The organism is Shewanella sp. 4_MG-2023 (assembly GCF_030548015.1).
GTDB lineage: Bacteria > Pseudomonadota > Gammaproteobacteria > Enterobacterales > Shewanellaceae > Shewanella.
Window position 1 is genome coordinate 87,199 of sequence record NZ_JAUORL010000013.1, and the last position, 26,377, is coordinate 113,575.

The following is a 26,377-nucleotide window of genomic DNA, read 5'->3' on the forward strand; positions in this document are numbered from 1 at the left end:
CCTTCAAATTTGCAAAACCACTTATTGGGCCGAATAATAAGACGCTGGAAACGCAGGAGAAATACACTGCTTAACTGTAAATGTGTAGCCGTATTTACCTTTCTCTTTATCAGCGCTAATCTCTAAAATTTCATAGTCATTAAGCTCAACCACTTTACTGTCTTTAATGTGCTCACAACGAGAAAATTGGTCAGCTTCAAAATAATACACAAAGCCTGCTACCATGCTTCTTACCAACACTCGGTAAGCTTCACGCACTAAGTCATAACGGCGCTCAGTATTTTCATCGCTAAAGTTAATATTAAATGAATCAGCGGCCTCAATATCTTCGGTTGATTCTCCGGTAATATCTTCAATCAGCTGCTTAGTCTTTTCAAATTCAACTTCTTCAAAGCCAACTTGTTCAGGTGTTGATTGTTCAGAGGTAGGCTCTGCTAAATCTGCAGTAATATCCGCTGGCGCTAAATTACCCTGGTTAATTTCAGCGATAGAATTACCCGTCATATCTTTAACCAGCTGTTCAAGCTCTTGGGGGATTTTCTCTTCAGCGATTGGCTTTGCAGGAATTGGCTCTTGCGTTGTAGGCTCTGGCGCTTTAACAACATTTCTTCCCTGCACACTGGCTTCTTCTTTTAATAAGCTCGCCATTCTGGCCTTGGGGTCAATGCTATCAAAACTGTGTTCAAAATCTCCCAGCAGCAAGATATTGGTCAGCACGATATAAGCCAGGATCACCCGTAACAAAATAGTCCGTTTACGGTAATGCTCGCTGTTGGTAAAGCTAATCGCTTTCACACCAACCAATTTAAAAAATGGTCGGAATACAAAATATAGTGGGATAGCAAACTGAAGCAGCATTAAAGCGATGCCACTGATCACCACAAACCACACAGGCATATACAGCAGCACCACTAAATTGTGGGTATAAGCTAAGTGCTGAGCCGAAATACCGGTGACTTCATTCACCACGGTACCAGCCCATACTAGTGAAAAGTTAGCTATCACCGCATAAAATAATAATAAAAAGGCTTTGCCGGCCAAACTATGCCAGGTTTTAGTAAATAGTGGCCAAAACTCGACCATCATCGCAATCATGGCAATGATAGCCACTAAGGTGAAACCATCAAAAACCAGCATCAGCAGAAACGCAATAAAGTATAGCTTTTGCGCCACGGTGAGCTTGCCGATAACGGTTTTAAAGTAGGTGAGAATAGCGCCTGGCAAGGCGCGCCAACTACTTATGGGTTCGCTGATTAGCTGCTGCAAGCGAGCATAGTTTAAGGATTTCAAGTTCTGCGCGTTCCCTAGCAATGACATCATTATTAATCATCAAAGCATATTGGCAAATCGATAGCAAAGAATTAGCCGAGGTTGTTGAATTTGTTAGCGACTGATATGCTGCATAAAATTCAAACAAACGTTTAAATGAAGTGGTGTTATGGAACAGTTTATCGCGCAAAACTCAATTATTACTGAAATCCCTGTGGCATGGGGAGAAATGGATGCTCTTAATCACGTCAATAATGCGGTGTATTTTCGCTATTTTGAAACCGCAAGAATTGATTTTTTCAGTCAAATAAACATGATGGATGAATTGAAAAAAACCTCGGTGGGCCCAGTGCTTAGTGAAACTCAAGCGAAATTTAAGCGCCCAGTGACCTTTCCTGACTCGCTACTGGTTGGCATCACTATCAGCGATATTAAACAAGACCGCTTTATGATGCATTACCGTGTTTTTAGTAAAGCCCAACAAGCGATTACCACTACAGGCAGCGCAAAAGTGGTGATGTTTAACTTTAAAACTGGCCAAAAAGCCACTCTGACTGCTGAATTATTAGCAGCATTAGAGCAGCATGGCGAATAGCTTATAAGCTAGATTACTCTGCAGGGCCAGTTAGTTGCGCTAGTTGGCTTTTTACTGCATCAGTTAACGGCTTACTCTTTTCTGCTTGATAATCGTAATGCACCATAGTGGTTTTGGCCTCTGCTGTTTGGCGACCATTTTGCCAACAGCTTTGAGCTATTTCAAAACTGCTGTTACCCACTCGGCTCACATAGGTTTTTACCGTTACTTCAGCACCATAAAAAGTCGGTGCGTTAAAAGCTATCGTAAAACCAGCAATAATCATGTTCCATTTCGACAAATCTTGGCCGGGATTCACAATCTCAAAAATCGGCTCACGCGCCGCTTCAAACCACACTGGGATCACTGTGTTATTGATATGGCCTAAGGCATCGGTTTCGCAAAAACGTGGCGTAAGATTCAGGGTAAATTGAGTATCAGACACAGGTAAGTCCTTTTATTATTATTGTTTTTAAGCTGTTATAACCAGCGGATTTAAACTCGGCAGCCGATAGCTTAAGCGACCTTCGTGTTTGAGTCACCTATAAATAATGGCCACAAAAAAAGGGAGCTATCAGCTCCCTTTTGAAATAAATGTAAACCAGTAACTTATTCGTACTGCCGTACTGATTTAATCCGTACTAGCGAGCGTACATCGCATTAATTTCACGGTCATATTTAGTATAAATATTCTTACGACGCAACTTCATGGTTGGGGTGATTAACCCTGACTCAGTCGAGAATGCTTCCGGTAGTAAGGTGAATTTTTTAATTTTTTCAAACCCAGCCAATTCATGTTGTAGCTCTTTTAAGCTTTGCTCAAAATGCTCAATCACATGAGAGTGACGCAGTAATTCCAGCGGCGACTCGTAAGTAATACCTTTCTGTTTTGCCCACGCATCTAACGACTCAAATGCAGGTACGATCAAAGCAGAAACATAGTTGCGCGCATCTGCGACAATAGCCACTTGCTCGATGAACGGACAACAGCTGACCTTACCTTCAACCCGTTGCGGCGCAATATACTTACCGTTTGAGGTTTTCATTAACTCTTTAATGCGATCGGTAATATATAAGTTACCTTCAGCATCTAGCATGCCGGCATCACCGGTTTTTAACCAACCCTCTTCAAAAGCTTCTGCGGTATCTTGTGGGCGATTATAATAACCACGCATTACCGTCTCACCGCGAATTAGAATTTCGTTGTTATCGCCAATTTTAACTTCCATTGCATGTAATGGCTTGCCGTTTGACCCCGATACTCGGTTATCTAACGTATTACAGGTTACTGTAGCGCAGGTTTCTGTCATGCCATAACCACATAAAATAGGTACGCCAATGCTATGGAAAAAACCGCCGACATTAACATCTAATGCAGCGCCGCCCACAGGCATAAATTTAAGGCGTCCGCCCAGTACATTTTGCAATTTACTAAAGACTAATTTGTTGGCCAATTTCCACTGTGTAGATAAAGCGAAACTGGCACGTTTACGGCCTTGGCTTACTTCAAACTGACGCGCACCCACACCGATTGCCCAGTTAAACAGCTTTTGACGGATTGCCGGGGCGCTATTCACCTTGTCATGAACTGCGCTATACACTTTTTCTAAAAAGCGTGGCACCACACATAAAGTATGAGGCCTAACCGCAGCAATGGCTTCTTTAACGCGGTTGGTGTCATTTAGATATACATTATGACCGCCGCGGCAAAGTACGTAGAAGGTCCAACCACGCTCAAATACATGGCTTAATGGTAAAAAGGCTAACGATACATCACCTGATTTAAAGGCGATTTCAGCATCATGCTGCTCAACCATAGAAGCGATATTACGGTAATCCAGCATCACACCTTTTGGGTCACCTGTGGTGCCTGAGGTATAAATAAGGGTCAGTAAATCATCAAGGCTGGTTTGTGATAAACGAGACTCTAGCTCGGTTGCACTTGCTGGCGAGGTCTCAGAAATTAATAAGTCATCAAAATGAAAATGCTCATCTGATACTAATGCGACTTGACTGTCGAATACAATCACGTGCTCTACACTTGGGCATTGAGCTTGAATTTTACGAGCGGTGACATACTGGCTTTCATCACCAGCAAAAATAACTTTAGCGCGAGCATCGTTAACGATAAACACCGCTTGTTCCATTGTACTTGTTGGGTATACAGGTACGACAACAGTACGGGCTTTTAATGCGCCGATATCAGCACAGCTCCACTGGGGGCTGTTTTGCGCCACAATGACAACTTTGTCCTGGGCTTTTAGTCCAAAGTCGATCAACAGTTGTGCGACTTTGTTGGTAATAGTATCAAACTGGCTCCAAGAAACTTTATTCCATGGAGCGGCCATCTCAAATCCTTCGAGGGCGATTTTATCTTTTAATGCTTGGCTTTGCTGCTGTAGCAGTCTTACTAAGTGAAATTTTTCAAGAGACATTACTAACCACCTTTAAGCTTACAAGTGTTCCGCTTTTGCGGGCATTCTACTGCAAGCCATCAGGAATAATAAGCGTTTTTAGTCTAAATTAAGCGCAATTCACAGTTTTAGGGCGATTATTACATTTGGGTAACAGGGTTTTCCCATAACTTGTCTTTGTTGATAACCAGCAAAATAGCCATTAACACCAGTAACTCGATGTCACCGCAATAATATATTGCCTCAATCTCGCCCTGCTCTGGTAACTGCAACAAGACACTCGCTAACCATATAAGCTGTATGAGTATGATAATTAGCGACTGGCTGTGGTTTACTATATTGATCAACTTATCTAACAATTGTCATCGGACAATGTAGCCTTACAACTTGCGATATTGTGGCTTTAAAGCGACTACCAGCAAAAAAGTAACCTCATTATTCGCGTTATAGTCATTAACAAGCGCTGTTGAGGCTTACAAAATGGACCCGCTAAACCCTGTTTCGCGCTAAAATTTGGCAATACAAATACACTTGAGGTACATAGACAATACTGGACACGTGTTCGATAAATTAGTGAACACACCGCCAGTAGCTAACAGGTGATTAAGTCATAATGCTCAAATAACCTTAATTGACAGCTTCATAGTGAGCTTATAAATAAGTACACTCTAAGTAATTGACAGCAATGTTATTTAGAATCAATTTAAGAATTTACAACATGACTGCTATCGCAGTGCGAGTTAAAGCTACAAGTTAGAGATTTTCAGCATTTATTAAAGCTAAAATTTGCCGTCGGATTAACTGTGAGGTCCTTTGCCAGCCTCCTTAACGACGGTCGCACTTAAGCAAGCAGTCATGATTTATCCATAATCATCATGAAATGCAAAAAGGAAAGATGTCATGAACATCAACCAACTAATGTCACAAGGAGAGTCAGACATGGTTAACCAACCAATAAAGGTGGGCAGCAAAAAGCGTTCGTCTTTATTACTTTCGGCGCTAAGCATCAGTATTGGTCTAAGCGTTGCTATGAGCATCTGTAGCTTGGGGCTTAGTAGCGCCGCTTTGGCTGATGCTAGTCAAAACAAGATTGCAGTAAGTAACAGCGACATCTTATCTAGCTGCTACCTCGATGGTTTATCAGAGCAAATGCAATGTGGCTCACTTGAGCTTGCTGAAAACCCAGCCAAACCTGATGGCAAACAAATTGCGGTTCATTACGCAGTATTGCCAGCCATCAAGCCCAGCTTTAAAAAACAAGCCATGCTCGCCATTGCAGGCGGCCCTGGTCAATCGGCCATTGAAAATGCCGCGGGCTTTGATCGCATGTTAGCCAAAGTACGCCAAGATAGGGATATATTACTGATAGATCAGCGCGGCACGGGCCAATCAAACCTGCTGGCTTGTGATGATGACAATATGTCGATGCTATCTTTTAATGATGACGATATTGATATCACCAAAGACACCCAAGAATGCCTTGATAACCTTGATGCCGATGTCAGCCAATATGGCAGCTTAACTGCACTAACCGATTTTGAAGCCGTGCGTCAGCATTTAGGTTATGAAAAACTGCACCTTTATGGTGTATCTTACGGTACCCGCATGGCGCAGCTTTATATGCGTGAATACCCGCAAGCCATAGCCACAGTAACCTTAGATGGCGTTGTGCCAATGCAGCAAAGTGTTATCGCCATTGGCAGCGCTATTGACCGTGGCTATGATTTATTATTTAAAGATTGCCAGCAAAACGCCCAATGTCAGCAGCAGTTCCCTGAGTTGAAGCAAGAGTTTGAAACAGTAGACTCAGCCCTAGCTAAAGCGCCTATTATTACCCAAACTCGCGACCCACAAACCGATGAGATAGCCAGCTTTACCCTCACTCGCGGTAAATATAATGGCGCTATCAGAATGGCGTTATATATGCCCAATATTCGCGCTTTAATCCCTCATGCTATTCATCAAGCGGCATTAGGGAATTACCAACCAATACTTGGTATTTACACCCTGACAGCTGATAGCACAGGTATCGCCATGGGCATGCACGCTTCTGTCGTGTGTGGTGAAGATATTCACCGCATTACCGATGATATACGCCAGCAAGCGCAAAACTCTTATATGAGTAGAACCATGCTCGAAGGCTTAGAAGCGACCTGTAACGTGTGGGCAATTCCTGCGGTAGATGACAGCTTTAGTGACGCCATTGAAAGTGATATTCCAACGCTTTTATTATCAGGTGAGTTAGATCCAGCAACACCGCCAAGTTGGGGCGATATGGCCACCGAAAAGCTCACCAATGCTAAACATTTTACCTCTCAGTATGCAACTCACGGCGTAGCTTATCAAAGCTGTGGTAATGAATTAATCGCCGATTTAGTCAAGTCAGGTTCAATTGACGATATCGATGCTGAATGCCTTGAACAAGACACCCGCCGCAGCTTTTACCTCAATGCCAATACTGTTGAAACCATTCCAGCAGGGGAAGAATAATCATGATTACCGTATCTAATCTCTCGAAGAAAATTGGTGACGTACAAGCGTTAGACAACTTAAGTTTCAGTGCCCATGACGGCCATATTACTGGCCTACTTGGCCCCAATGGCGCAGGTAAAACCACCTGTCTGCGCACAGTATTTGGCTTACTCGCTGCCGATGAAGGTCATGCTGAAATCGACGGTATTGATGTCGCCAAAGAGCCCACTAAAGCCAAAGCCCAGTTAGGCTTATTTCCTGATCCATTTGGCCTCTATGAGCGTTTATCTCCTAGAGAATATATCAGTTATTTTGCCCAACTTAGCGGCATGTCAAAAGCTGATGCTAAGCAAGCAACCACTAATGTGATTGCACAGCTTAAGCTAGAAGATATTGCCGATAGACGCTGCAAAGGGTTTTCCCAAGGTCAGCGGATGAAAACAGCATTAGCCCAGGCCATAGTCCACCAGCCAACTAATATTATTTTGGATGAGCCAACCCGTGGTTTGGATGTGATGAGTACCCGCTTACTGCGTGACATTCTAATCGAGCTTAAAGAAGCCGGTCATTGTGTGTTGTTCTCAAGCCATGTGATGCAAGAAGTCGCCGCGCTGTGTGACCAAGTGATTGTGATGGCCGACGGTAAGGTTGTTGCCACTGGTAGCCCTGCCGAGTTATGCCAGCAAACAGGCGAAGACTCATTAGAAGAAGCCTTTATAAAACTGATTGGAACTGACGAAGGGATCGCAGCCTAATGAAAACCATATTAGCCATAATTGAAAAAGAACTTATCCCGTTCAAAAGTAAAATGCAGCCAGCAAATAACCCCGCATTGATCAATCTTGATTTCAATACTGACAAAGGAATGCCAGCCTAATGAAAACAGTGATAGCTATGGTTCAAAAAGAACTGATTGATGCAATGCGTGACAAGCGTTCGGTGATGGCGGGATTATATTACGCCATTGGTACACCATTACTTATGTGCGGCATGTTCATGGTGCTTATTGGTCAGGTTACCAGCCCTGAAGATCTCAACATTAAAATCAGCAATGCTGACAATGCCCCTGACTTAGTACGCTATTTAAATAATCAAGGTATTACCCATAGCGATGATAACGACACCAAAGACATTGAGTTAATCATCAGTGCTGATTACGCTGCACAAATGGCGGCTGCAAAGCCTGCTGAAGTCACTCTGATTGCCGATAACTCCAATGAAAAACTGCAAAAATCTATTCGCCGGGTAGAAATGCAATTGCAAGCCTACAGCGGTGAAATGGGCAGCTTACGCTTAATTGCCCGCGGCATTAATCCTGCTGTAGTGCAGCCGATTAAAGTGATTGTGGAAGATCGAGCAACACCCGACTCAAAAGGCGGCTTTATTCTCGGCATTGCGATTTTTACCATGATTTATTCGGTGTTTATCTCAGGAATGAACCTTGCTATTGATACTAGCGCGGGGGAACGTGAACGTAACTCGCTGGCATTACTGTTAAGCCACCCGATTAGCACCCGCCAGTTAGTGTTAGGCAAAATTATCGCAGTTACTTGCTTTGCCTTGCTGGGGTTAATCTTGATTTTAATCGTCTCTAAATTCGCTTATACCTTTGTGCCTTGGCAGCAGCTGGGCTTTAGCGTCACTATTTCGCCTGACTTTATGGCGCTGATGCTACTCATTGGCATCCCATTAGCGATTATGGCAGCAACACTGCAGCTGTTTGTGTCTTTCATGGCCAAAAGCTTTAAAGAGGCCCAGTCTTATTTAACCATGGTGTTATTTGTACCGCTGGCATTATCCATGGCCGCCAGTTATAACATCGCCCCTGATGTGCTTGAGTGGCTTCCGGTTTCAGGCCAGCAGCAAGCGTTAATGGCGTTTATTAAAGGCCGTGAAGTGCCTATGTTGCAGCTGTTAGTTTCATCAGCTGCCACCATAGTGATTTCAATCGCCCTTGCACTAGGGTTAGAGCGACTACTTAAAAGTGAAAAAGTGGTCTTTGGATTGTAATGCCTGTTAATTAATCATTTGAACATGACTGGCTCAAGTAACATCGAGCCAGTCATGTTCAATCATCTACAAGGAGTTTGCTCGAAACAGGCAATGAACTTAAGCAGCTGATTAATTGACTGTCATTGTCATAGACTTCGTCATCATGAATAACCAGATTAAGGTTACCAACGGATATTCATATTAAATTTTTGCCTGTATGCCCTAGGGCTTAAGCTGGTGAGTTGAATAAACAGCTTTCTAAATGAACTGACATCCTCATAGCCGACCCGCTGAACAATGTGCTCAATGGCAAGATCGGTAGTTTCCAGTAAGCGTTTCGCCTCATCCACACGTAAGCGCTGCATATAACTGGCTGGGGTTTCATTAACCGCTTTTTTAAAGCGTCTGATTAAGGTGCGTTTACCCACAGCAAATTTATCGGCAATGTCATCCAATGACCAATGCTGACTCAAATCTACTTGCATCCATAACTGCACCTTTTGGATCAGCTCATCATTATGTTGCTCAGGATTAATCGACATGGTCATAAAAGGCTGTTGAGAGCGATTGGGGTCAATCAATAATATCTTCGACATCTGTTGCGCCAACTCCTCGCCAGCCAGCATTGATACCAAATGCAGCGCCAAACTTAAATTTGAGGTAGTCGCCCCAGCGGTGTGAAACTGACCATCAGACACAATGAATGTATCCATACTCAAATCAACTTCTTTAAAGTTGCGCTCAAACATTTCCCTTAGCCACCACACCGTCGTGGCTCGCCTTTGGTTAAGTAGCCCCGATGCCGCTAGCAATAGTGTCCCAGAACAATAAGCCGCTAACGGTTTTTCACTTTCCACAAAGGTGGCTAGCGGCGCAAACAATGGCTCAAAATCGGTTAACAGCGCTTGAAATTCCTGCCGATTGGTCACAAAAGAGGCTGCCAAAATAACCGCATCAGCTTGCAAAATATCTTCAGGATGCTCAAAGCCTTTGGCAGGAATTTCGAATCCTTGGGTGGTTTTAACGTTTTCGCCATCACTGGAAATGACCTGACAATGGAATAAGTCTTCAGTCACCTCGGCATGCATCCGCCGCCAATAACTATTACAGAAACTGAACACATCGAGAAAACTGACTAAACCACCTGCGACAACATTACCCGCAGCAAGAATGTAAATCCTTTTCATGATAAACCCCAAACAATGTCACTATCGACCCTGATTTTGTCAATAATGACACTTACGAACGGATTGTCTAGTTTTTATACTGATAGAGGTAAGTTTAAAGCTGGTCATTGAGGAGCTCAGCCAGTAACAACTTAGTGAATGAAATACCCAGTAAGGAAACTACAATGAAAAAGTACATACCACATATCGCACTCAGCATTGGCTATTTATTAATAAGCTGGGGATTACTATTTTGGCTAAACTTTAGTACTGAACCCGATATATTTGCCCACCTTGTTGCCATACCAAGTTTGGTGTTATTTACTGGTTACAGTGCCAATTTAATCCTCCGAAAAGGGGCTTAAATGCTAGATTACAAACATAAAAACCAGCCGCGGCTGGTTTTTATTCATCGCTATAACAAACTTCTCAGCTCATTATTTAGCTTTCGGTCTAAATGGCTTAATTACCGCTTCATCACATTCTAAGAATGGGCCATCCATTAAATCAATACAGTAAGGGATCGCTGGGAACACTGCATCTAAGCATTCACGAATTGACTTAGGCTTGCCTGGTAAATTAACAATCAGTGAATCACCGCGTAAACCTGCTGTTTGACGAGACAAAATAGCCGTTGGTACAAACTTTAATGACTCAGCGCGCATTAGCTCACCAAAACCTGGCATCATTCTATCGCACACCGCTTCTGTGGCTTCAGGAGTAACATCACGCTTAGCAGGGCCGGTACCACCAGTGGTCACAATCAAACTGCAATTTTGCTCATCGGCCATTTTTATCAAGGTGGCTTCAATCACATCTTGCTCATCAGGGATAACTTTATAAACAGGTTCCCATTCAGAGGTTAAGTACTCATTTAGTACAGCAATGATGGCCTTACCTGATAAATCTTCGTATACACCTGCACTGGCACGATCACTTACAGTAACAATACCGATTTTAGCTTTAGTCATGACTGGGTCCTTAAACTTGATCACATAAACAATAACGACTTAGATGAGGCTAAAATAACATAATTTATCTGCCATAGCGGAGAGATTGATCAACAGATAGCGAAACGGTGTTAAATACGACTAGCAAACCAGTATCGCGGTTTCCAATAAACATTATCCATACTGGAAATAATCACCCCTTTTTTGGTCGATACATGTAAAAAGCGATTACCAGACAAATACACCCCAACATGACGTCCACTGCCCGTGGTTTTAAAAAACACTAAATCACCACTTTGTAAGTCACTTTTAGCAATGCGAGTACCTAAGCTTGTTTGACCTTGCACAGTTCTTGGAATACTGGGCCCCACGAGATCTTGATAAGCCACATACACCAAACCAGAACAATCTAAGCCTTTTTTGGTTAATCCGCCTAATCGATATGGTGTGCCCTGCCACTGCTGGTGAAATTGCAGTAAACGAGCTTCATTCCATCGTTGAGCATCAGTCATTACGCTATACCCATCGACAGCTATGCCATTGCCAGCAGTTTGCTCAATACGTGCAGCACAACCACTAATGACAAGTGCAATAAACGCAATAAGGATTTTTTTGTACAAAGTCACCTCTGTGATGTATTCCGCTACTAACTCGCCATTATCTAGGAAACTATCAATACTTTTACGCTTTATCTGCGTATTGGGAATGGTTTTCATTAATTAAAGCCCCCTGTGACCAACAAGGCAGATAAAAGTTTAGCATCTTAAACCTCAACGTCACCAAACCAGAACAAACCAACAACAAGCACCTCAAATTAATGCAGTATCTAACTGAATATAATGAGAAATAGATCGTACAAACCCCAAAACATACCCCTATTTAGGTATTTGTGTGATTTAAGCACACTTTAGCAGCTACATATTATGCTAACTTACTCATCCAGACTGGCTCACTTGGTAAAAAACTATGCAAAAACAACTGTCAAGACTAGATTATTTTACGTTAAAAGTGCTGATCGGTTTATTCGAATTTAAAAATGGCAGCATAGTGGCAGAGAAACTCAATAGCACTCAGCCTAAGATAAGCCGAGCGCTAAGCAACATGCGTGAAGTTATCCATGATGAACTGTTTATCAGAAAGCAATATGGCTTACAGCCCAACGCCATGGCCTCGCGCCTATACCCTTTAGCGAAAGCCATCATTGCCGCTTACGATGAAATGGCCCAGGTTGCAAACAGGCAGCCATTGCAGCAGAAAGTGCTACATATCGCTGCGCCAGAGCATATGTCGAGCTTTATTCTTGATGCCATTGAACAGGTTAATCAAGACTTAGGCATATCTAGAACCGTTGACATCCACCCCTGGGCTGACAACGTTGAACAATATATTGCCCAAGGTAAAATTGATTACGCTTTTGGCACTCGTACTCGTCAGCAGGAAAATGTCCAAATTAGCACGTTAGCTGAGGTGAAATATTGGTTTTTAGCCGTCAAAAAGAACCACCCTATTTTGAAAAATGAAATCACCATGGAGGCCATTTTTAATCACAAACTGGTATTAACCAATAATGGTCCCATTGCAGACTTGAATGACCTTTTTGAACTTTGCGCGCAAAAAGTTAACCAGAAACCCGAGGTAAGCTTAATGACTTCAAGCCTATTTATGGCATTTGAAAAAGTGGTAAATTCTAATGATATTTGCTTGGCATCAACGATATTTCCCTACTTTATCGGTGAAAAACGCGATGATATTGAACTGGTTGATATAACTGACTTTTATAATAAAAATATTAAGATCATGCATGAATGGAAAGTACCACTACATTCATTGCAATACCATGATTCCCATGAGCAAGAGTTCACAGATGCGTTAACTCAGGTGATGACAACGAACCTAGCTGAATATCAGGCTTGCTATGAAAATACCCAGCTGCAGTAGTGAGCTTGTTTACCCTGCTCTGGCGCGATAAACAAGCTAAACCGCCATCCCGGCCGCCACACCAGACGACCAAGCCCATTGAAAGTTGAACCCTCCGAGCCAACCACTGACGTCCATCACTTCACCAATAAAGTACAATCCAGTAACCTTGCTAGACTGCATGGTTTTAGATGATAACTCATTAGTATCAACGCCACCCAAGGTGACTTCAGCAGTGCGATAGCCTTCGGTACCGTTCATCACGATTGACCATTCATTAAGGTCTTGTGCTATTTGCTCACGCTCACCGTGGCCTAACTGGTTTAAGGCTTTATCAAGCAGTGCTGCTTCAAATAACGCTTCAACCAAGCGCTTTGGTAGCCATTGGCTGATGGTGTTACGTAGGCTTTGCTTAGGGTGATTTGCAAGCGCTAGCTCGATTTTATCTTTCGCTGACTCATTGGGTAACAGGTTAATGCTAATACTTTGGCCTGCTTGCCAGTAATTTGAAATTTGTAAAATTGCCGGGCCTGATAAGCCGCGATGGGTAAATAACAATGCTTCGCTAAACTGAGTGCCGTCTTCTGCCGTGATTGTTGATGGCACCGCAATACCCGAAACACCGCGTAAACATCTAGCCCCATCGCTCTAACTCCTAGCAGCTAGCTCCAAATTCTTAAATCATAATTACCTGACCATTGTAAAGGCATCAGGTAATTTAGCTGTATTTGATTGAAGCGAGTTTAGCCGCCAAACCCATAAAAATATCTATGCGCAGAATGAAATAAGATACCGACTTTATATTTTGATGTGACCCAAACTAACGTATACCTGGATTAGATAAGGCTGACGTACCATTTCTTTCAATCTTAAACTGCTCAGAAAGAGTCGCTAATGTAGAAGCTATTTTACTTATTTCTTCACTTGAAGATGATACTTGGCTTGCTGCAGCTGAATTCTCATATGCTACATCGCTAATTGAAGTAATATTTAAGCTAATCTCGTTAGATACACATGATTGCTCCTCTACAGCAGCCGCGATAAGTTCAGTCATTTGGGTGATACTCCCAATCTCATCGTTGACAGACTTGATCATTTCAGCGGTATCTTGCGCATTAGACCTAGTACGACTACAAACCTCACGGCTTACACCCATCACAGCAACAGCTTCATTAGAAGCACGTTGCAGCCTGGCTATCATTACTTCGATGTTTTTTGTTGAATCCTGAGTTTTCAAGGCAAGCGAGCGAACTTCATCAGCAACAACAGCAAAGCCGCGCCCCTGATCGCCAGCTCTTGCAGCTTCAATCGCAGCGTTCAGTGCTAGTAAATTCGTTTGATCAGCAATGCCACGAATGACATCTAACACCGAACCAATCTCTTTTGAGTCAGCTTCTAATGATTTAATAACCTCACTTGCACTTTGAATCTCATTATCTAAATCTGACAGGTCTTTAATTGTCACAATAACTTTCTCATTGGCATTAAAAGAGCTATTTTGAGCTGAAAGCGCCGAAACTGCAGCACTAGAGGCACTTTGAGCAACATCATTTACGCTTGTTGTCATTTGCTCAACGGCTGTTGCTACTTGTTCAATACTCTCTTTTTGTTGCTCAAGGCTAGTTGTTGATTGTAAGCTAAGTGCGCTTGTTTCTTCTGCTGAACTCGCCAAACTACTACTGTTATCGACTATTTTACTCACTATTTCTAGTAGGTTATTAGCCATGAGTTTCATTGCACCATAAACACTATCAGTGTTTCGACTATCATCAAATTGAATGGTTAAATCGCCTTTCGCGATCGCTTCTGAAATATGTCTCATATCAGAAGGTTCACCTCCAAGAGGGCCAGTAATTGATTTGCTGATGAAAAAAGCGATCACACTTATTAGTAATATGAAAAAAGAAACAATTATTCCAATTAACCAGTTAAGTTTATAAATGGAACTGAACGCTTCATCGACATCTATTTCTGATATCAATGCCCAGTTGATACCATTGATAGAAAGGGGGGTATAAGCTGATAGAACTGGATTACCATTATAATCAACAATCAGTTCTTCATCTGTAATGCCCGTTAATGCTTTCTGAGTTGCTTCTGTGTTTACTCCATTAAATTCAACATTCCCAGCAAATGACGCTTTTACTGATCGCCCGACAGGATCTAAAAATGAATCGGATCGCATTAGTAAATCACTACCAACAAGGTAGCTCTCACCAGAGTTCCCCATTCCAGCCCGCTGATGCATAATGGCATCAATTGATTGAATTGATAGCTGTAACGCAACTACGACTGACTCCCCCTTTAGGTTTTTTATAGGTATGGCAATAAAACTCGCGGGTTCGTTATTACTAGCACTATACTGCCTAAAATCAGCCATCTCGAACTCTTGACTGCTGCGAACGGTACGAAATAACTCTCCGAGGCCTGAGTCACTGTATATACCGGTTATTAGATTCGTCTGATAGTCAGCTTCTTTCTTTGTCGTATAGAAGACATAACCAGACTCATTGATTAGAAATAAATCATAATAGCCATAAGATTCGATGAAATTATCAAAATACTCATGCATCGTGATTGATGACGCTCTTAACCCTTCAGTAGACTCGAAATTCAAGGTCTTCTCAATTGTGCTCCTAAGCACCTCCATGTCTCCTCGCCGCTCTGCGAAATAATTTTCTATTTGTGACTTGGTAATTTCTCTTACAGCAACTAATTGAGAGAATGCTTGCTGCTCTATTGCAGAGCTAGCAATTCTATTTGATAAAAAACCAACGATTAATGTGGGTAAAAGTGATAAAAATAAGAATGAAAACAGAAGTTTCTTTTGAAGTTTCATTACGCAGCCAAATGTTATTGCTATTGTTATAAAGGCAATTGTCGCACCGACAACAACTAAAACCAAACAAAAGCATAACGTTAACACTGAGCCACCAAACAAAATAACACCACACACACCAATCAAACCCCGATGCGAAACCATTAGCAAACAAGCGCAACCTAAAGACATCAAACGTTACAGAGCCGAACAATGAGAAGAAAGAATGCGAAACAGCGACGTTGGAAGACTTACGAGTATAAAACCCTAAAATACTGAGGTTAACGTGGCAAAGACTAAATTATTAATTAGAGGCCAAAATCAGACAAACTAAAGACTTCCCTGAACGGCTTCGGGTTAGATTGATGTGAAATAACAGCAGTATTAAAACGGCAAAATTGCACAAGATGTGCAACTAACCTATCGAACAAGTCATTGGCAATTGAGGGAAAATCTGATGATGAAAAGTCGCCATCAATTTCATTCAAAGGGACACTAAACCGCCATCCCAGCTGCGAAGCCAGACGACCAAGCCCATTGAAAGTTGAACCCTCCGAGCCAACCACTGACGTCCATCACTTCACCAATAAAGTACAATCCAGTAACCTTGCTAGACTGCATGGTTTTAGATGATAACTCATTAGTATCAACGCCACCCAAGGTGACTTCAGCAGTGCGATAGCCTTCGGTACCGTTCATCACGATTGACCATTCATTAAGGTCTTGTGCTATTTGCTCACGCTCACCGTGGCCTAACTGGTTTAAGGCTTTATCAAGCAGTGCTGCTTCAAATAACGCTTCAACCAAGCGCTTTGGTAGCCATTGGCTGATGGTGTTACGTAGGCTTTGCTTAGGGTGATTTGCAAGCGCTAGCTCGATTTTATCTTTCGCTGACTCATTGGGTAACAGGTTAATGCTAATACTTTGGCCTGCTTGCCAGTAATTTGAAATTTGTAAAATTGCCGGGCCTGATAAGCCGCGATGGGTAAATAACAATGCTTCGCTAAACTGAGTGCCGTCTTCTGCCGTGATTGTTGTTGGCACCGCAATGCCCGACAGAGGCTCAAAACGCGCTTTTTGCTCCGTATGCCATGTAAACGGCACTAAGCCTGCTGTGGTCGGTAACACCTTTAGTCCAAATTGTTCTGCAAGCTTGTAACCGTAAGGTGATGCGCCAAGTTTGGGCATTGATAAGCCGCCCGTGGCAATCACCAGTGACTCACAACTAAACTCACCGTTTGAGGTCACGACTGCAAACTGCCCAGCATCATTTTTGGTGACCGACACAATCTCAGTGCGTAGCTGTATTTGCGCGCCAGCCCATTCACACTCTGTCATTAACATGCTGACAATTTCTTTAGCTGAGTCATTACAAAATAACTGCCCATGATCACGCTCGTGATATTCAATGCCATGACGCTCAACTAACTCGATAAAGTCACTTGAACGGTAACGTGCTAAGGCAGATTTTACAAAGTGGCTGTTACCACACAAGAAGTTGTGAGGTTCCACTTTTTGATTAGTGAAGTTACAACGACCGCCGCCACTGATGAGAATTTTACGGCCTGCTTGCTTAGCATTATCTAGCACTAGAACATCACGACCTCGATAGCCAGCAGTAGAGGCGCACATGAGTCCTGCTGCGCCAGCGCCAATAATGATCACGTCATGATGTTTCACAAGCTTACTCTCTTTAAAATGATTGGGGGCGATTATTGTGACAGTTTACGCTGCCTACTCGACAGCGTTAATCAGCTAGCAAGCGGTATATTTAAGCCACAAAAAAGGGCGCTATATTAGCACCCTTTTAGTCGCATTCACACTTACACACATGCCTTTAGCTATTCACTAATGGTTTCAGACTTTTGGTCTCGACCCAGTAGCTCTTTAGCGGCATCTGTTGGGCTTTTACCTTGATATAACACTTGGTAAATTTGCTCAGTGATAGGCATTTCAACATTAAGACGTTTAGCTAAAGTGTAAACTTCTTTGGTGTTGCGATAGCCTTCAACCACTTGACCGATTTCGTCTTGAGCAGTATCGACATCGCAGCCTTTACCTAATGCCAAGCCAAAACGACGGTTACGTGATTGGTTATCGGTACAAGTTAGTACTAAGTCACCAAGGCCTGCCATACCCATAAAGGTATTAGCATCAGCACCTAAAGCAACGCCTAAACGGGTTAGCTCAACCAAACCACGAGTGATTAATGCGGTGCGTGCATTGGCACCAAAGCCAATGCCATCAGACATGCCAGCGCCAATTGCGATAACGTTTTTAACTGCGCCACCTAATTGTAAGCCGGTAAAATCATCATTAGCGTAAACACGTAAACGTTTCGGGCTATGCAGTAGTTCCACTAAATCATTAGTGAAGCTTGGGCAGGTGCCCGCTACCGAAATTGCTGTTGGCATACCTGCAGCCAGTTCTTTTGCAAAGGTTGGGCCTGATAATACTGCTAATGGAAATTTATCCCCAAGATGCTCAAGAGCAACATCTTGCAGTAATCGACCTGTTTCAGGCTCTAAACCTTTTGTCGCCCAGACAATGCGTGCATCATCTCGTAGCAAAGGCTTGGCCTGTTGCAGTACTAAACCAAACACATGGCTTGGCACCACAACCAATACATTTTTAGTGGCAGCAAGTGCGGTGGCTAAGTCGGCTTCAATTTCAAGACTATCAGGAAAGGTAATCCCTGGTAGAAAGGCATTATTGGCGCGATCGTTAGTTAACGCGGTCATGTGCTCAGGCTCATGACCCCAAAGTAAGGTCTTGTGGCCACTTCTTGCAAGAGAAATGGCAAGGGCGGTGCCGTAAGACCCCGCCCCTAAAACCGCAATTTCAGCAGTGTTATTCATATATTATGCGTTTGCTTCTTCAGCAGCTGGTGCTGCAGCAGCTTCTTGCTGACGCTGTTGAACATATTGTGCAAATAGTGCATCAAAGTTCACTGGAGCAAGGTTAAGCTGTGGGAAAGTACCACGAGAAACTAAGTTACCTACTGTTTCACGTGCGTATGGGAATAGTACGTTAGGGCAGTAAGCACCTAAAGAGTGAGCAAGTTGTTGCTCAGTTAAGCCAGTGATAGAGAAGATACCCGCTTGTTGAACTTCACATAAGAAAGCAGTTTGCTCGCCATTTTGTGCAGTAACAGTTAGAGAAAGGATCACTTCATAAACATCATCAGATAGCTTGTTGCTACGAGTATCAAGATCCAGCTTAACTTCTGGATTCCATTCTTTTTGGAAAACTTCTGGGCTGTTTGGCGTTTCAAAAGACACATCTTTTGTGTAAACGCGTTGGATGTTGAATTGTGGTGCTTGCTCTTCGTTGTTTGCTACTTCAGCCATGATTTCCTACCTTCAAATGTTTTTTAGCTCTTCTGCGAAGCTAATCGTAAATTTGGGCTTGTCGCTAAAATGTGGCCGTTAGACAACATTTTAGACCATCCCGGTAAATTGGGTCTTACCAGTTTGTTATCTTACTTCTTACCTTTAACAACAGGTAAGTTTGCCGCTTGCCAATCACCCATACCGCCTTTTAGGTTATGAACATTCTCAAACCCTTGAGCGACAAGAAGTTGAGCAGCTTGCGAAGATGTCATTCCAGCAGCACATACAGTAATAATGGGACTGGTTTTAAACTTTTCAAGGGCAGTCGCTTTATTATTTTTGATTTCTGCTAATGGCACATGAATAGCGTCAACGATGTGACCTTTGCGGTAATCGTCTTGAGAGCGCACATCAACAACTTTAGCGCCTTGCTTGTTCATTAGCATGGTCAGTTCTTGAGTATTGACGTTGCTCACTTTTGAGGTTGCTGATTTAATGGTCATCACCACAACTGCAGCAAATAAACCAACCCATGCGATACTTAATACAGGGTTAGCTTGAAAAAATTCGATATATTCTTGCATCTTCTCTGCCTACTTTAAAAATGGCTAAAATTAATAAGCCACAGAGTATACCGATTGCATCTTTATAATGCAGCAAATTCAAGCCTAATCATCTTCTCTACTGTGCCATGGGCAGCACTTTAACGACGAAACATTGCATTTGCTTACTATCCTAAGGGCAATAGCTCACAGGTTTTTGACTAAATGTGTTGTTATTGAGCCTTATTCATCTTGCACGGGATTGTGACTGGGCAAGCTATTCATCGTAAATTGCCTCTACTGAGCCGCTCTTCAAAGGTAAATTTCTTTTTCAGGAGCTGAAAAAGAAGTAATATCCATACCATTAAAATTTTAGCTTTCTCTTAAAACTTTTTCTTTTAAAACTTAAAGGTACTCCCATGACGACACCAAAACGTCCACTGGCATTACTTATCTTAGATGGCTGGGGTCATCGTGAAAATACGCATAAAAATGCGGTTTTTCATGCGAAAACTCCAGTTTTAGATAAGTTAACCGCCCAATATGCAAGCAGTTTAATTTCCGGATCAGGTATGGATGTTGGCCTACCTGACGGTCAAATGGGCAACTCAGAAGTGGGTCATATCAATATTGGTTCTGGCCGTATTGTTTACCAAGAGCTTACCCGCATTAGCAAAGCCATTGCTGACAATGAGTTTAATCAAAATGAGGCACTGTGCGCTTCAATCGATAAAGCTATCGCCAATAATGGCGCTGTGCATATTATGGGTTTAATGTCGCCAGGTGGTGTTCACAGCCATGAAGAGCACATTGAAGCCATGTGCCGCATGGCGGTTGAGCGCGGTGCCACTAAGGTGTATTTACATGCCTTTTTAGATGGTCGTGATACCCCACCTCGTAGCGCAAAAAACTCTTTGATCCATTTTGATGAGTTATTTGCAAGCTTGGGTCACGGTAAGGTAGCCTCATTGATTGGTCGTTACTACGCCATGGATCGCGACAACCGCTGGGATCGAGTTGAAAAAGCGTTCAACTTAATTGCTCAAGGTAAAGGTGACTTTAATTACCCAAGCGCAGTTGCGGCATTAGACGCCGCTTACGAACGTGATGAAAACGATGAGTTTGTCGCTGCATCGACCATAGGTGAGGCCGCAAGCTTAGCTGATGGCGATGCGTTAATCTTCATGAACTTTCGCGCTGACCGCGCCCGAGAAATCACTCGTTGTTTTGTCGAAACCGATTTTGCTGGCTTTACACGTGAAGTTACCCCTGCAATCAACTTCGTGATGCTAACCAACTATGCTAATGACATTGACGCTGTGGTGGCATTTCCATCAACAGATCTGGTCAATACCTTAGGTGAAACCTTACAAAAACAGGGTAAAAAACAGCTGCGTATTTCTGAAACAGAAAAATATGCCCATGTGACCTTCTTTTTTAATGGCGGCAAAGAAGAGCCATTTGAAGGCGAAGATCGCACCTTAATTAAGTCGCCAGATGTGGCAACTTATGATTTGCAGCCTGAAATGAACTCAACCGAGCTCACAGATAAATTAGTTGCTGCCATTGAGTCTACTGACTATGACGTGATTATTTGTAATTATCCAAATGGTGACATGGTCGGTCATACCGGTAAATTTGATGCTGCGGTTAAAGCCTGTGAAGCAGTCGATGCTTGTATTGGTCGTGTAGTAGAGGCGCTAGCGAAAGTCGGCGGCGAATGCATTATTACTGCCGATCATGGTAATGCTGAGCAAATGACCAATGAACAAACGGGTCAAGCTCATACTGCCCATACCAGTGAGTTGGTACCTTTCATTTATGTAGGCCGTGAAGCCACCATTGATGCAGGTGGACGATTGAGCGATATTGCGCCGACTATGTTAACCTTGATGGAACAAGAAGTGCCGCAGGAAATGACCGGCCGTTCAATCATTAAACTCAAAGAGTAACTAGCCACTCGTGAAAAAACGACTTTTGTTTAAAGCCAGCATGTTTGCTGGCTTGGTGATACTGACATCATCAGTTCAAAGTGCCGATCTTGGTAAGCGTCAATCAGAGCTGAAATCTATTCAGGCTCAGATTAACCAACAACAAAGCTCTTTGAAGGACACCAGTCGTCAACGAGAAAAGCTCATTTCGTTGTTAAAGCGAGATGAGCAAGCTATCTCTAATGCTGCTCAAAAAGTTAATCAAACCCAAAACTCACTGTCTGCGGTAAATACTAAACTTCGCGAACTTGATGCTGAAAAAGTCAACTTAGATACACTGCGAGTTACGCAGCAAAAGACCTTATCTAAACAATTATCTAGCGCTTACCTTGCCGGTAACCATGACTATTCAAAGATGATGCTTAACCAGCAAAACCCTGCCACAGTTGAGCGGATGTTAGCGTATTATCAATACCTTAATAATGCCCGTATTAAAGCCATTACCAGTTTAAAAACAACTATTGAGCAATTAGAGCTAGTTAAAGTTGAGCAAGTTAATGAACAGCAAAAACTTAATTCCTTAATTCTTGAGCAACAAAAGCAGGCTAAACAACTCGCTAAAGAACAATCACAACGTCAACAAACCTTAGCACAAATTCAACGCACCTTGACCAGCAAAGGCGCAGAGCTTGAACAACTACAAATTGAAGAAGCCAGCTTAAAACACCTTATTGAACAAGCGGTGCTGGCGGCCAAAAATAGCCCCTCAATGGATGGCTTAGCCAAGCTGCGCGGTAAATTAAAATGGCCAACTAAAGGACGAGTTTCGTCTAAATTTGGCAGTAGCCGCTCAGGACAAATCAGCTGGAAAGGTGCGGTAATTGCCGCTCCTGAAGGACAAACCATCACCGCTATTGCTCACGGCACCGTTATTTATTCAGACTGGTTACGAGGCTTTGGTATGGTTATGGTAATCGATCACGGCGAAGGCTATATGAGTTTATATGGTCACGCGCAGTCATTACTTATTCCACCTGGCGAAACCGTTAAAAAAGGAGAATCCATTGCACTTGTTGGGAGTTCAGGCGGACAAACAGAATCTGGCCTATACTTTGAAATAAGACACAAAGGGCAAGCCATTAACCCAGCGAGATATTGTCGATAACACGCTAATAATAAAGTAATTTAATCTTTGGCGGTTATCAAACCTTCCGTAGGTTTAATCGTTGAACAATCGACGCCCTAATAATACCGCAAGGTATCTAAGGGGCAGTTATGATGCAAATTACACGTTATTTCTTGTGCTTCATATTAGGCGTTAGCGTTGCATTTTCATTGAACTTATCCAGTTCAGAGCAACACTATAAAACCCAATCTGAATACAGTTACTCACTCTTACTTGATGTCATCGATACGGTTCATACCTATTACTTTAACGAAGTAGACCGTGAAGACTTAATTGAATACGCCATCGAAGGAATATTCAATAAACTAGACCCCTATTCAGGCTTTTTAGATACTGGCGATTATCAAAGCATTAATGACAGTAATAATGGCCAGTACTTTGGTTTCGGCTTTGAAGTGGCAACTGATGACAACCAAATCACTATCATTACTCCTTATGCCAACTCACCTGCGGCCCGCGCTAATATTCAACCTGGCGATAAGGTCCTGCAACTTAACGACACCCTGATTGATCAAACCAATTTAACCGATGTACTTACCGAGATTAAGCAGCACAGTATCAACAAGCGACCAATAACACTCACCATTGAGCGCCAAGCTAACGAAACACTTCTATTTAATCTCGCCCCTGAGCTAATTCATATTAAATCAATTAATGCGAAAATTATTGATAATAATATCGGCTATATACAACTTAACTCGTTTCAGGAAGACGCTACCAATGCCATTATTAACCAAGCTAAACTATGGCAACAACAGCAATTAAAAGGTCTTATTATAGATGTTAGAAACAATCCCGGCGGGCTACTCAGTCAAGCCATCAGTATTGCTGATTTGTTTTTGCAAAAAGGTTTAATTGTTTCAACTGAAGGGCGTTTTTTCGATGCAAATGAAAACTACTATGCATCGCAACCTACCATATTTAAAGGCGTGCCTATGGTAGTACTTATTAATAAGGGCTCAGCATCGGCATCAGAAGTACTGGCTGCAGCATTACAAGAAAATAACCGCGCCACGCTAGTGGGAGAAACCAGCTTTGGAAAAGGTACGGTGCAAAGTTTGATCCCCATGCTGGATATGGGCAACGCTATAAAGCTCACGATTGCAAAATATAGCACGCCAGATGGTAACGACATTCACACTAAAGGCATTGAACCGGACATTAAAATATCAAATGATGCTATCCTAAAAACAGATTATCTGGATATAATTGAACAAACTACAGCGCAATATGATGAACCACAGGATGGTCAAATTTCTTCCGCTATTGCATGGATAACAACTCATAATTAAAGCAGACTTTGTGCGCTATATATTGATACTTTTAGCTTTACTGTTAACGGCTCCAGTTCAAGCAACCCAAATCGCTATCATCATTGACGATATTGGTTATCGTCAAACCGATGAGGCGGTTTTGTCTTTACCAAACGGCATTACCCTTTCGGTAATACCTCATACTCCATTAGGTCAGCAACTTGCAAAGCAAGGCCATCAGCGTGGCAATGAAATTATGCTGCATATTCCCATGCAGGCACTCAATGGTAAAAACCTAGGCCAAGGTGGTTTAACGAATGAAATGGATGAGCAAGAGTTAAAACACCAGCTAAAAGATTCTATTGCCAATATCCCTTATGCTAAAGGGGCAAATAACCATATGGGCAGTTTGCTCACACAACTTGAAAGCCCAATGACTTGGCTGATGCAAAGCTTAAAAGAGCAGGACTTGTATTTTGTCGATAGCAGGACAACCCGCTTTAGTGTTGCCAGTGAGCAGGCGCAGCAACATGAGGTGCCATTATTACGCAGACAAATTTTTTTAGATAACGATGTCAGTGAGCAGGCACTAGAGAAACAATTTAAGCTGATCATGCTAAAAGCAAAAAACGATGAAAATATTGTTGTAATAGCACACCCATATCCTGAAACAGTGCACTTTTTGAATCAAAATTTACATCGCTTAGAAGCCGAAGGAATTAGCCTAGTCCATACTTCAAAGCTGTTGCCCGTAACAATGATCAGTAATAAAGCCACTAGTTCAGTTCAAGTATTGAGATAGATAAATCAGGTAAGGTATCCATTAACTCATCTGCATTCTTAACGATATCAGCCAAAGTGCAGTCATTCAGCACGTTCATATATGCAGCAACTGCGTTCGCAAGAATACCTTTTAAACTACATGCTGGCGTAAAGCGGCAATAGGGTTCACTGCAATTAACAGGGGCCAGTGAAGGCTCTAATTCACCAACAAGCTGACCAAGATTAATGTCACTAGGCTTCACTGCTAATTTAAACCCACCACTTTTACCACGTAAAGTTTGTATATAACCTAGCTTACCCAGATGATGAATAATCTTTGCAACATGATTAGAAGACAGCTCAAAGACTTCCGTGACTTCAGCAATACGAAATAAAGTCTCTCTTTTTGGCTGTGCAGCAAGGTACATTAAAATACGGATGCCATAATCGGTATAACGGGTCAGTTGCATAAAGTCATATCCAAACTAATTAAAGGTACATACTAAGACGTTGAAGCTTCTAGCTCAGTAATCAAAATCAATGCTTGCTCATTTGATGTACTGCAAACATCCATTGTCGCGGTAAATTCTGCGCAAACAGCAGGTCTTGATGGATCGCCGAAAATCTTACACAAATTATCGTCATTTAACTGAATACAGCGAACCCCTGCAGGTTTACCGTTAGGCATGCCGGGTATTGGACTGGTAATTGACGGAGCAATACAACATGCACCACAACCTAAACGACAATCCATACTTCCACCTACCTGCTTAAAAGAGCAATATATCTTACTCATCACTAATATAAAAACATCTAAATCAAAAAAAGTACATTAAATGCATCTTTTGTTTAAAAATGTGAGTTTTGGGTACAATCGAAACTACTTGTATCTGTATTGACTAGAGTTAAAGAGTCAAAGCCTTTACCCATAATGACAAAAAGCCTTTACTTTCATTTAGACAAGATTGATGCAATAAGCCAAAAACTTTCTTAATTTGCTAAAAACAAAAAGTCTGCATGTTGCAATAGAACCTTAATTCTTGGATCTTGAAATTCGAACGTCTCATAGGTCGGCAGTTTCTAAAAACATCCTGACCAACCGAATATTCTACTTCTGCATTAATATTGAGTAAATAAAAACTAAATTCCAGAACTAAAAAAGCCTCTACCTTGCACTAAATCACTACGGTAGAGGCTTTGATCTTTATTCTTTATGTTGCCGCAGATAACTTACTCTTATCAAGAGTTATACCAGTGCGTCTTAGCGTGTGACGAGTCGACAGTCTCTAATAACAATCACATTATCAGATTCACACAGCTGAACTTTCGCTTTCTCGCTGACAATTCATTCATTTCTAAAACGAAATAAGCCTCTACATTGCTGTATAGGCTTTCGTCTTTACGTTGGCGGAGCGGACTTACTCTTATCAAGAGACGACCCCTCGCCGCCATCGTGACAGGCCGTTGATCTCTAATCAAGCGTCTAAGCAACTGAATTACCACTGCTTTAGCAAACTACTTTTGCATGTCACTATTATTCATTCTTTAAATAACAGATACAAAAAAGCCCTGCTATTGCTAGCAGGGCTTATCGTAATGTTGGCGGAGCGGACTTACTCTTATCAAGAGACGAACCCTCGCCCCCGGCGTGACAGGCCGTTGATCTCTAATCAAGCGTCTAAGCAACTGAATTACCGCTGCTTTAGCAAACTACTTTAGCAGGTCACTATTATTCATTCTTTAAATAACAGATACGAAAAAGCCCTGCTATTGCTAGCAGGGCTTATCGTAATGTTGGC

General features: G+C 42.3%; 25 protein-coding genes and 1 pseudogene. 11 read left to right on the forward strand and 15 right to left on the reverse strand.

Annotated elements, in window-relative coordinates; all coding sequences use genetic code 11:
- Positions 1-21: 21 nt before the first annotated feature.
- Positions 22-1,290 (reverse strand): hypothetical protein, encoded by a 1,269-nt coding sequence (locus Q4546_RS09435; protein ID WP_303446158.1) that lies wholly within the window; start codon positions 1,288-1,290, stop codon positions 22-24.
- Positions 1,291-1,438: 148 nt separating this feature from the next.
- On the opposite strand from Q4546_RS09435, the gene Q4546_RS09440 reads away from it, so the two are divergent.
- A complete protein-coding gene (locus Q4546_RS09440; RefSeq protein WP_303446159.1) occupies positions 1,439-1,864 on the forward strand; it encodes a thioesterase family protein in 426 nt (141 codons plus the stop codon).
- A 13-nt stretch (positions 1,865-1,877) separates the two neighbouring features.
- Here the strand turns inward: Q4546_RS09440 and Q4546_RS09445 are convergent, their stop codons facing one another.
- The 3 genes from Q4546_RS09445 to Q4546_RS09455 all read right to left on the reverse strand — a co-directional run bounded on the left by Q4546_RS09445 (position 1,878) and on the right by Q4546_RS09455 (position 4,532).
- On the reverse strand, positions 1,878-2,288 hold the full coding sequence (locus tag Q4546_RS09445; RefSeq protein ID WP_102476496.1) for a thioesterase family protein: 411 nt from the start codon (positions 2,286-2,288) through the stop codon (positions 1,878-1,880).
- A gap of 196 nt (positions 2,289-2,484) precedes the next feature.
- Positions 2,485-4,278: a long-chain fatty acid--CoA ligase gene (locus Q4546_RS09450; protein WP_303446160.1), complete on the reverse strand. Its 1,794-nt coding sequence runs from the start codon at positions 4,276-4,278 to the stop codon at positions 2,485-2,487.
- 119 nt (positions 4,279-4,397) lie between these two features.
- Positions 4,398-4,532, reverse strand: a complete 135-nt coding sequence (locus tag Q4546_RS09455; RefSeq protein WP_303446161.1) for a hypothetical protein — start codon at positions 4,530-4,532, stop codon at positions 4,398-4,400.
- A 664-nt stretch (positions 4,533-5,196) separates the two neighbouring features.
- On the opposite strand from Q4546_RS09455, the gene Q4546_RS09460 reads away from it, so the two are divergent.
- Genes Q4546_RS09460 through Q4546_RS09475 form a run of 4 tightly spaced genes read left to right on the forward strand, consistent with a single transcriptional unit; the run spans position 5,197 to position 8,739 of the window.
- Positions 5,197-6,747 (forward strand): alpha/beta hydrolase, encoded by a 1,551-nt coding sequence (locus Q4546_RS09460; protein ID WP_303446170.1) that lies wholly within the window; start codon positions 5,197-5,199, stop codon positions 6,745-6,747.
- A gap of 2 nt (positions 6,748-6,749) precedes the next feature.
- Positions 6,750-7,484, forward strand: coding sequence for an ATP-binding cassette domain-containing protein (locus tag Q4546_RS09465; RefSeq protein WP_102435907.1), 735 nt, complete (start codon positions 6,750-6,752; stop codon positions 7,482-7,484).
- A complete protein-coding gene (locus tag Q4546_RS09470; protein ID WP_277869075.1) occupies positions 7,484-7,606 on the forward strand; it encodes a hypothetical protein in 123 nt (40 codons plus the stop codon). The genes Q4546_RS09465 and Q4546_RS09470 overlap by 1 nt, the downstream gene beginning before the upstream one ends.
- Entirely contained in the window at positions 7,606-8,739 is a 1,134-nt protein-coding gene (locus Q4546_RS09475) for an ABC transporter permease (protein ID WP_303446162.1), read from the forward strand. The genes Q4546_RS09470 and Q4546_RS09475 overlap by 1 nt, the downstream gene beginning before the upstream one ends.
- Before the next feature lie 164 nt (positions 8,740-8,903).
- Here Q4546_RS09475 and Q4546_RS09480 read toward each other — a convergent pair whose 3' ends face one another.
- Positions 8,904-9,908: a GlxA family transcriptional regulator gene (locus Q4546_RS09480; RefSeq protein ID WP_102476500.1), complete on the reverse strand. Its 1,005-nt coding sequence runs from the start codon at positions 9,906-9,908 to the stop codon at positions 8,904-8,906.
- Positions 9,909-10,072: 164 nt separating this feature from the next.
- Between Q4546_RS09480 and Q4546_RS09485 the strand changes: the two genes are divergently transcribed.
- Positions 10,073-10,252 (forward strand): hypothetical protein, encoded by a 180-nt coding sequence (locus Q4546_RS09485; protein WP_102435901.1) that lies wholly within the window; start codon positions 10,073-10,075, stop codon positions 10,250-10,252.
- Between the two features lie 72 nt (positions 10,253-10,324).
- Here the strand turns inward: Q4546_RS09485 and mog are convergent, their stop codons facing one another.
- Together mog and Q4546_RS09495 are read right to left on the reverse strand one after the other, a co-directional pair.
- Complete coding sequence (gene mog / locus Q4546_RS09490) at positions 10,325-10,858, reverse strand: molybdopterin adenylyltransferase (RefSeq protein WP_102531651.1); 534 nt, start codon at positions 10,856-10,858, stop codon at positions 10,325-10,327.
- A gap of 110 nt (positions 10,859-10,968) precedes the next feature.
- On the reverse strand, positions 10,969-11,553 hold the full coding sequence (locus Q4546_RS09495) for a C40 family peptidase (protein ID WP_303446163.1): 585 nt from the start codon (positions 11,551-11,553) through the stop codon (positions 10,969-10,971).
- A gap of 250 nt (positions 11,554-11,803) precedes the next feature.
- Between Q4546_RS09495 and Q4546_RS09500 the strand changes: the two genes are divergently transcribed.
- The gene (locus Q4546_RS09500; protein WP_102476501.1) at positions 11,804-12,775 is read left to right on the forward strand and encodes a LysR family transcriptional regulator; all 972 of its coding nucleotides are present in this window, start codon (positions 11,804-11,806) and stop codon (positions 12,773-12,775) included.
- 36 nt (positions 12,776-12,811) lie between these two features.
- Here Q4546_RS09500 and Q4546_RS09505 read toward each other — a convergent pair.
- From Q4546_RS09505 to Q4546_RS09530, 6 genes and pseudogenes are all read right to left on the reverse strand, one after another.
- Positions 12,812-13,375: pseudogene (locus Q4546_RS09505) on the reverse strand (aminoacetone oxidase family FAD-binding enzyme); the annotation flags it as partial.
- 199 nt (positions 13,376-13,574) lie between these two features.
- On the reverse strand, positions 13,575-15,764 hold the full coding sequence (locus Q4546_RS09510) for a methyl-accepting chemotaxis protein (RefSeq protein ID WP_303446171.1): 2,190 nt from the start codon (positions 15,762-15,764) through the stop codon (positions 13,575-13,577).
- A 303-nt stretch (positions 15,765-16,067) separates the two neighbouring features.
- On the reverse strand, positions 16,068-17,252 hold the full coding sequence (locus tag Q4546_RS09515; protein ID WP_303446164.1) for an NAD(P)/FAD-dependent oxidoreductase: 1,185 nt from the start codon (positions 17,250-17,252) through the stop codon (positions 16,068-16,070).
- 161 nt (positions 17,253-17,413) lie between these two features.
- Positions 17,414-18,430, reverse strand: a complete 1,017-nt coding sequence (gpsA, locus tag Q4546_RS09520; RefSeq protein ID WP_102435372.1) for an NAD(P)H-dependent glycerol-3-phosphate dehydrogenase — start codon at positions 18,428-18,430, stop codon at positions 17,414-17,416.
- 3 nt (positions 18,431-18,433) lie between these two features.
- Positions 18,434-18,922 (reverse strand): protein-export chaperone SecB, encoded by a 489-nt coding sequence (gene secB / locus Q4546_RS09525; protein WP_102435374.1) that lies wholly within the window; start codon positions 18,920-18,922, stop codon positions 18,434-18,436.
- Positions 18,923-19,053: 131 nt separating this feature from the next.
- Positions 19,054-19,488 (reverse strand): rhodanese-like domain-containing protein, encoded by a 435-nt coding sequence (locus Q4546_RS09530; protein ID WP_076541491.1) that lies wholly within the window; start codon positions 19,486-19,488, stop codon positions 19,054-19,056.
- Positions 19,489-19,865: 377 nt separating this feature from the next.
- Here Q4546_RS09530 and gpmM point away from each other — a divergent pair, with 377 nt between their 5' ends.
- The 4 genes from gpmM (at position 19,866) to Q4546_RS09550 (ending at position 24,618) form a co-directional block, all read left to right on the forward strand.
- On the forward strand, positions 19,866-21,398 hold the full coding sequence (gene gpmM, locus Q4546_RS09535; protein WP_102476992.1) for a 2,3-bisphosphoglycerate-independent phosphoglycerate mutase: 1,533 nt from the start codon (positions 19,866-19,868) through the stop codon (positions 21,396-21,398).
- Between the two features lie 10 nt (positions 21,399-21,408).
- Positions 21,409-22,542: a murein hydrolase activator EnvC gene (locus tag Q4546_RS09540; RefSeq protein WP_198589350.1), complete on the forward strand. Its 1,134-nt coding sequence runs from the start codon at positions 21,409-21,411 to the stop codon at positions 22,540-22,542.
- A 110-nt stretch (positions 22,543-22,652) separates the two neighbouring features.
- On the forward strand, positions 22,653-23,855 hold the full coding sequence (locus Q4546_RS09545) for a S41 family peptidase (protein WP_102476993.1): 1,203 nt from the start codon (positions 22,653-22,655) through the stop codon (positions 23,853-23,855).
- 10 nt (positions 23,856-23,865) lie between these two features.
- Positions 23,866-24,618, forward strand: a complete 753-nt coding sequence (locus Q4546_RS09550) for a divergent polysaccharide deacetylase family protein (protein ID WP_303446165.1) — start codon at positions 23,866-23,868, stop codon at positions 24,616-24,618.
- Here Q4546_RS09550 and Q4546_RS09555 read toward each other — a convergent pair.
- Both Q4546_RS09555 and Q4546_RS09560 read right to left on the reverse strand, forming a co-directional pair.
- Positions 24,593-25,048: an Rrf2 family transcriptional regulator gene (locus tag Q4546_RS09555; RefSeq protein ID WP_102435383.1), complete on the reverse strand. Its 456-nt coding sequence runs from the start codon at positions 25,046-25,048 to the stop codon at positions 24,593-24,595. The two genes, Q4546_RS09550 and Q4546_RS09555, sit on opposite strands and share 26 nt — an antisense overlap.
- Positions 25,049-25,080: 32 nt before the next feature.
- A complete protein-coding gene (locus tag Q4546_RS09560) occupies positions 25,081-25,332 on the reverse strand; it encodes a YkgJ family cysteine cluster protein (protein WP_102435385.1) in 252 nt (83 codons plus the stop codon).
- Positions 25,333-26,377: the final 1,045 nt, after the last annotated feature.